7 protein-coding genes are annotated in these 7,339 nt (G+C 70.6%); all 7 read left to right on the forward strand.

Annotated features, from left to right (window positions below):
- Positions 1–663 (forward strand): response regulator transcription factor (locus U870_RS0117375; RefSeq protein ID WP_025158647.1); only part of this gene is annotated, 663 nt, incomplete at its 5' end.
- A 28-nt stretch (positions 664–691) separates the two neighbouring features.
- Positions 692–1,369, forward strand: coding sequence for a thymidine kinase (locus tag U870_RS0117380; RefSeq protein ID WP_025158648.1), 678 nt, complete (start codon positions 692–694; stop codon positions 1,367–1,369).
- A gap of 30 nt (positions 1,370–1,399) precedes the next feature.
- The gene (locus U870_RS0117385; protein ID WP_025158649.1) at positions 1,400–2,707 is read left to right on the forward strand and encodes a UDP-glucose dehydrogenase family protein; all 1,308 of its coding nucleotides are present in this window, start codon (positions 1,400–1,402) and stop codon (positions 2,705–2,707) included.
- A gap of 73 nt (positions 2,708–2,780) precedes the next feature.
- Positions 2,781–4,646, forward strand: a complete 1,866-nt coding sequence (locus tag U870_RS0117390; RefSeq protein ID WP_025158650.1) for a DUF4012 domain-containing protein — start codon at positions 2,781–2,783, stop codon at positions 4,644–4,646.
- A gap of 51 nt (positions 4,647–4,697) precedes the next feature.
- Positions 4,698–5,255 (forward strand): LPXTG cell wall anchor domain-containing protein, encoded by a 558-nt coding sequence (locus U870_RS0117395; protein WP_025158651.1) that lies wholly within the window; start codon positions 4,698–4,700, stop codon positions 5,253–5,255.
- 54 nt (positions 5,256–5,309) lie between these two features.
- Positions 5,310–6,326, forward strand: a complete 1,017-nt coding sequence (locus U870_RS0117400; protein WP_025158652.1) for an LLM class flavin-dependent oxidoreductase — start codon at positions 5,310–5,312, stop codon at positions 6,324–6,326.
- Between the two features lie 90 nt (positions 6,327–6,416).
- Positions 6,417–7,010 carry an FMN reductase gene (msuE, locus tag U870_RS0117405; protein WP_025158653.1) on the forward strand — a complete coding sequence of 198 codons (594 nt, stop codon included), beginning with the start codon at positions 6,417–6,419 and terminating at the stop codon, positions 7,008–7,010.
- The last annotated feature ends 329 nt before the right edge of the window (positions 7,011–7,339 follow it).

Below are 7,339 nucleotides of genomic sequence, written 5' to 3' on the forward strand. Positions count from 1 at the left end.
CCCACACCCCCCGTCCCCGCCCCCGCACGGCTCGCGATCCTCGACGACCACGAGATCCTGCTCGACAGTCTCGCCACGTGGATCGAGAAGAACGCCCCCGAGTTCGATCTCGTCCTGCGCGCGGGAAGCTGGATCGAGCTCGTCCACAGCGACGCGTTCCCGACCGACCTGGTGATCATGGACCTGCAGCTGCGCGAGTCCGTCTCGATCGGTGCCCGGGTGCGCACGTGCCGCGCCGCCGGCGCCAAAGTGGTGGTGCTGAGCGCCGTCGACACCCAGGAGGACCGCGACGCCGCGCTGGCGGCCGGCGCGGTCGCGTACGTGACCAAATCGCAGCCCATGAACGAGCTGCTGGCGGCCGCCCTCGCCGCGATCGGCCGCGGCGACGACCGCCCGGGGCCCGCCGCCGAGCCTGTCTGGCGCCCCCGACCGATCATCCCGGACGCCGCCCGTCCGCGGCTGAGCGACGGCGAACGACAGGCCCTGGTGCTCTACGCCGACGGCCGCACGACCTCGGAGGTCGCGAAGGCGATGAACGTGCAGTACGAGACCGCCAAGACCTACCTGCGCCGGGTCCGGGAGAAGTATGGCAAGGCCGGGCGGCCCACGAGCTCGCGCGCCGACCTGATCCGCCGCGCCGCCGAGGACGGCTACCTCACCTGAGACGACGACCGCCGTCTAGGATCGTTTCGTGGCAAAACTGTATTTCCGCTACGGCGCGATGAACAGCGGCAAGAGCACGGCGATGCTTCAGGCGGCCTACAACTACGAAGAGCGTGGTCATCGGGTGCTGCTCGCGAAGCCGGCGATCGACACCAAGGGTGACATGGGCATCCTGTCGCGCCTCGGCGTGACCCGCGACGTCGACTTCCTGATCGCCCCCGAGACCGATGCCTACGGCAAGTTCCAGCAACACCGCGAGCGCACCATCAAGCGGTTCGAACGGGATGTGAGCGCGCTGCTCGTCGACGAGGCGCAGTTCCTGACCGAGGCCCAGATCGACGACCTCCTGCGGATCGCGCTGCTCGAGGGCATCCCGGTGCTGGCGTACGGCATCCGGACGGACTTCCAGACGGTCGCGTTCCCCGGCAGCCGGCGCCTGCTCGAGGTCGCGCACAGCCTGGAGGAGCTCAAGACGATCTGCCGCTGCGGGCGCAAGGCCATCTTCAACGCCCGCACGGTCGACGGCGTCTTCGTCTTCGACGGTGCGCAAGTGGCGATCGATGGTGCAGACGTGGGCTACGAATCCCTGTGCGGCAACTGCTACCTCCAGGAGAGCAGCGGGGTGCTCAACAACGGCCGCCGGCACTGGCCGGTCGGCGCCTCGGCCACCGCCTATGACAGCGAGCCGGATCCCGACTTCACCTGAGCGACCGTTTCGGCGGCGAGAAGAGGAACCATGCGTATTTCCGTGATCGGCTGCGGCTACCTGGGCGCGGTGCACGCCGCGTCGATGGCCGACCTCGGCCACGAGGTCGTCGGCATCGATGTGGACGAAGCGAAGATCGCCGACCTGTCCGCCGGGAGGGCGCCGTTCTTCGAACCAGGGCTGCCCGAGGTCTTGACCTCGGCCATGGCCAGCGGCCGGCTGCGCTTCACCACAGACCTCGCCGCGGCGAAAGACGCGGAGGTGCACTTCATCGCCGTCGGCACGCCGCAGAGCGCCGATGGCGACGCTGCCGATCTCCGGTTCGTCGACGCCGCTTTCACTGCCGTCCTCGAACACACGAAGCCGGGAGACGTGCTCGTGGGCAAGAGCACCGTCCCCGTCGGGACGGCAGCTCGGCTCGCCACGCTCGTCGCTGAGCGCGCTCCGGAGGTCACTCTCACCTGGAACCCGGAGTTCCTGCGGGAAGGCTTCGCGGTGCAGGACACCGTGAGCCCGGATCGGCTGGTGTACGGCGTCCCGTCCGGCGAGGCGGGGGAGCGAGCAGCCGGCGTGCTGAACGCGGTGTATGCGAAAGCCGTTGCGGCCGGAACCCCGGTCATCGTCACGGACTATGCGACGGCGGAACTGGTGAAGGTCGCGGCCAACGCCTTCCTCGCCACGAAGATCTCCTTCATCAACGCGATGGCCGAGATCGCGGAGGTCACCGGTGCCGACGTCACTCAGCTCGCCGATGCGATCGGGCATGATGCGCGCATCGGACGACGCTTCCTCAACGCAGGTGTCGGGTTCGGAGGGGGCTGCCTCCCGAAGGACATCCGCGCGTTCACGGCGCGCGCTCGCGAGCTGGGTCGCGGAGAAGCGGTGGAGTTCCTCGCCGAAGTCGACAAGATCAATCTGCGACGCCGCGACCGGGTGGTGGACCTCGTACGTGAGGAAGCGGGAGGACTGGCCGGAGTGCGGGTGGCGGTGCTCGGGCTCGCGTTCAAACCGCACTCCGATGACATCCGCGATTCGCCGGCGCTCGATGTCGCGATGCGGCTGGCGGAGGCCGGGGCCGTCGTGACCGCGACCGACCCCGAAGCCATCCCCAACTCTCGTCGCCGAGCGCCACAGCTCGCGTATGCGGCGACGGCGGACGAGGCTGCGGCGGCCGCGGACGTCGTCGTCCTCATCACGGAGTGGCCGCAGTACCGTGAACTCGATCCGGTCGCGCTGGGGTCGATCGTTTCGACCAAACGGGTGATCGACGGTCGCAACGTACTCGATCCCGCTGCGTGGCGTGCCGCAGGATGGTCGTATCGGGGCCTCGGCCGGTAGAAGCAACGATCGGTCCGGGTCGCCCCTCGTTTCGGGGGATGCCAAAAAATGAGGATTTGTTACATTTATCCTCATGGCGATCGGTCTCTCGCAGGAGGAGGCGCCGGCCCTCCCGGCTGAGCCTCCCGCTACCGCGCGCAGGGCCCGGCGGCGGTGGACGACGCTCATCGCCGTCGCGCTCGTCCTCGTGGTCGCGGGACTGGTCGGCTGGATCGCTCTCCGCGGCTATCTGGCCCGTCAGGAGCTCTATGCGGCGCTTCCCGCCGCTCACGGCATCCAGAGCGCCATCGTCGCGGGCGATCTGACGAGCGCTCGAGCGTCGGCGCAGGAGTTGGAGAAGCGGGCGTCGGCGGCGGCCTCGCTGACCGGGGACCCGATCTGGCGCGCGGCGGAGGTCCTGCCCTGGGCCGGCCCCAATCTGGCCGCGGTCCGCACGGCGGCCGCGACGACCGAACAGTTGGCGTCGCGGGTGATCGAGCCGCTCGTCGGCGTCGCGGGGACGGCGGATCCCCGCCGGCTCGCCGTCACCGGCGGCCGGGTCGACCTCGCACCCCTCCTGGCCGCCCAGCCGGTCGTGGCGAAAGCGCAGGCCGCGTTCCATGTCGCGCAGCAGAGCCTCGCGTCCGTCGACACGGCGGCCACGATCCACCCGGTGTCGTCGGCGGTCGATCGCCTCCGCGAGCTCGTGGCCGAGGCGGCGCCCGCCGTCGACGCCGTCGGGAACAGTGCTGCGCTGCTGCCCGGGATGCTCGGGGCCGATGGTCCGCGGAACTACCTCCTCGTCGCGCAGAACCCGGCGGAGCTGCGCGCGACCGGCGGCCTCATCGGGTCGGTCGCGCTGATCCGCGCCGATCACGGGTCGATCTCCCTCGTGGCCCAGCAGGCCGGGACCTCCATCGGACCGTGGACGGAGCCGGTCGCGCCGATCCCGGAGGGGCCGACGGGTCTCTTCGGTCAGCTGATCGGCACCTTCATCCAGGATGTGAACCTCACCCCCGACTTCCCGCTGGCGGCCTCCACTGCGTCGCGCATGTGGACGCTGACGAACGGCGGGACGGTTGACGGCGTCGTGACGATGGACCCGGTGGTGCTCGCCGCGCTGCTGCGGGCGACCGGACCGGTCACGGTCGCGGACGGGCAGACCCTCACCGCCGACAATGCGGTCGACCTGTTGCTCAGCCAGGTGTACCGCCAGTACCCCGACCCCGCCCAGCAGGACGCCTTCTTCGCCTCGGCCGCCGCTGACGTGTTCCAGCGAGTGGCTCAGGGCGGAATCGATGGGAAGGCCTTGGTGTCGGCGCTGGCAGCTGCCGGTGCGTCGCATCGGCTCCTGATCTGGAGTGCGCACCCCGCCGAGCAGTCCGTCCTGGCGTCGACATCGCTCGCCGGCGGCCTCCCCGCCTCCACGGAGTCGACCGCCGGAGTGGGCGTGTACTTCAACGACTCGACCGGCGCGAAGATGGACTACTACCTCGGCACCTCGGTGGCGGCGGGCGCGGCGATCTGCCGGGCGGACGGGAAGCCGACGACGCGGGTCGCGGTGACCCTGCAGAACCGGGCACCCGCGGACGCCGGGACCGCCCTGCCGGACTATGTGACCGGTGGTGGGCGTTTCGGGATCCCGCCGGGGTCTATTCAGACCCGCGTCGCCGTCTATGGGCCGTCCGGCGGGCTGCTCGCGGCGACGACGAGCGCCGGAGCGACGAAGTCGACGATCTCCGGAACGGATCAGGGACGACCGGTGAGCCTCTTCACCGTGACCCTCGCGCCGGGGGAGAGGAAGACGGTCGAGGTGGACTTCCTCGGGCTGAAGCAGACCGGGACCGGGGTCTCGGTGACCACGACCCCGACCCTTCCCGGCGACGGCTCCACCCCCGATGTGGGGACAGAATCCGCCGTCGGCTCCATTGCCGTCGGTTGCGGCGCGGCGGTAAAGTGAGAATTGTTCAAATATCCCGACAGTGAGGCCGGGCGGGCGAAAGGCGGGGCCATGTTCAAGAAGATCCTCGCGGCGGCAGCCGTGACCGTGGCGGTGCTCTTCGCGGCGCCGGCGGCGGCGAACGCCGTCGACTACACGCAGGGCTCGCCATGCCGCTTCGACACCGCGGTCGCTCACGCCGGGGACACCGTGCACATCGTGTGCGACCCGGGCACCTGGGATCCCCGGGAGTTCATCGACTGGACCGGCACGGGCGAGGACGGGTCCAGTATCACGCTGGCCGCCTACAGGACCACCGTCAGCAGCATCCACTTCGCGAAGCAGTCCAACGCCGACGGCAGCGACCTCCTCACCGTGACCCTTCCCGCGGACGCGGTCGGCAGCTACGCGTTCACGGGCGTCGGCCGGACCAGCATGCACACCTGCCCGGCCTCGATCACGGTCCTCCCGGCCGATTCGGCCGTGACGGTCTCCGACCCCGGATCCGGGCTGGCCGACACCGGCTCGACCATGGCCGTCTGGGCCATCTGGATCGGCGGGGGACTCCTCGCCGCCGGACTCGTGACCGTGTCCGTCGTGTTCTGGGCGCGCAAGATCCGCGAATCCTGACCGCCCGGGCGGCCGCGATGGAATGACATCCCGCGCCGACCGGTTGCCCTCAGTGTGACGAATCGCAACATCCCCCTCTCCGTCCTCGACCTCGCCAGCCGCCCGGCAACCGGCACGAACGCCGACGCCGTCGCCGGCACGATCCGCCTCGCGCAGGCGGCGGAAGCGCTCGGCTACCAGCGCTTCTGGGTCGCCGAGCACCACGGCATGCCGGCCATCGCCTCCAGCGCCCCCGCCGTGCTCATCGCCGGTGTCGCCGCCGCGACCGAGCGCATCCGGGTCGGCTCGGGCGGGGTGATGCTGCCCAACCACGCGCCGCTCGTCGTGGCCGAGCAGTTCGGCACCCTCCGGGCGCTCTACGGCGACCGCATCGACCTCGGCATCGGGCGCGCCCCCGGCACGGACGGCGCGACCGCGATGGCCTTGCGGCGGAGCGAGCAGGGGCTCGGCGTCGACGACTTCCCGCAACAGCTGCTCGACCTGTTCGGCTTCTTCTACGGCGGGATGAGCGATGCCAATCCGCTCCACACCATCACGGCCGTCCCCGGCCTGGGCGACGCCCCGCAGATCTGGCTCCTGGGCTCGAGCGGCTTCAGCGCCCAGGTAGCCGCCGCGCTCGGGCTGCCGTTCGCCTTCGCCCACCACTTCGCCGGCGAGAACACGGAGGCGGCCCTCGACCTCTACCGGTCGAAGTTCGAGCCCAGCGACCTGCTCGAGGAGCCGCACACGATGATCGCCGTGAACGTCGTCTCGGACGACGACCCCCGTACGGTCCGCGCGCTGTCCCTGCCCGGCCAGCTCTCCTTCCTGCGGATGCGGCAGGGCCAGAAGCCGCAGCCGGTGAGCGTCGAGGAGGCGCTCGCCTACGACTTCAGTCCGCTCGAAGAGGAGTTCATCGCCGCACGCAACGCACGGCAGGCGATCGGCACGCCCGACGAGGTGCGCTCGCGGCTGGACGCGCTGCTCGGCTCGACCGGTGCCGACGAGCTGATGGTCTCCTCGGGTGCGGCCACAGTGGAGGGGCGCATCCGCTCGCTCGAGATCGTCGCCGGACTGTTTCCCGCTGCATGACGGCGCATGACGCGCGCGGGGGAGACCGGCGCGTCACGCGAGTAGCGTGGGGGCGTTCCCGAGCCGAAGACACACGAAGGCGGTCCCCGCATGGCACACGTCCCCACGGTCGTCGGAGTGAGCGGTAGCCCCACTCATCCCTCCCGCACCACCGTCCTGGTCGACGAGGTCACGCGTGCCTTCGCCGATGCGGTCGGCGGTGTTCCGCGGACCATCGAGCTCGCACCACTGCTGGGCGAGCTCGGGGCGGGCCCGTTCCGCTCCCACCTCGGCCCCCAGGTGATCGAGGCGTTGGAGGCTGTGGAGGCCGCCGACGTCATCGTCGTCGGCTCGCCGGCCTACCGGGCGACCTACACCGGGCTCTTCAAGCTGTTCTTCGACCACATCGGCCAGTACGCGCTGGTCGACAAGCCGATCGTCCTCACCGCGACGGGAGGCAGCGACCGGCACGCCCTGCTGGTCGAGCACCAGATGCGACCGCTCTTCGGCTTCTTCCAGTCGCTCACCCTGCCCCTGGGCATCTACGCGAGCGAGAGCGACTTCGCCGACTACGCGATCACCTCGGAGGACCTCCGCGGCCGCATCGAGACGGCGGTGAACCGCACCGTCCCGCTGGTGCGCGCCCACATCGACCCCGAGTCGCGGTACGCGACCGCGGAGTTCGCCCGGCCCGACGCGTTCTGAGGGGTACGCGCGGGTCGGGGTGCACCCTACCGCTACCCCAGACGCCCTCTGCACGCTTCGCGTGTGATGGCGCCCGGGGCCCCTCGCGGCAGGGGCCGGGAAGACACCAGCGATGGGGTGCACCCTACCGCTACCCCAGACGCCGCCTCACGCTTCGCGTTCGGCCGCGTCCGGGGCCCCTCGCGGCAGGGGCCGGGAAGACACCAGCGATGGGGTGCACCCTACCGCTACCCCAGACGCCCTCTGCACGCTTCGCGTTTGATGGCGCCTGGGGCCCCTCGCGGCAGGGGCCGGGAAGACACCGGCGATGAGCGGTAAACAGAAGGAGC

Source organism: Leifsonia aquatica H1aii (assembly GCF_000633535.1).
GTDB classification, from domain to species: domain Bacteria; phylum Actinomycetota; class Actinomycetes; order Actinomycetales; family Microbacteriaceae; genus Leifsonia; species Leifsonia aquatica_A.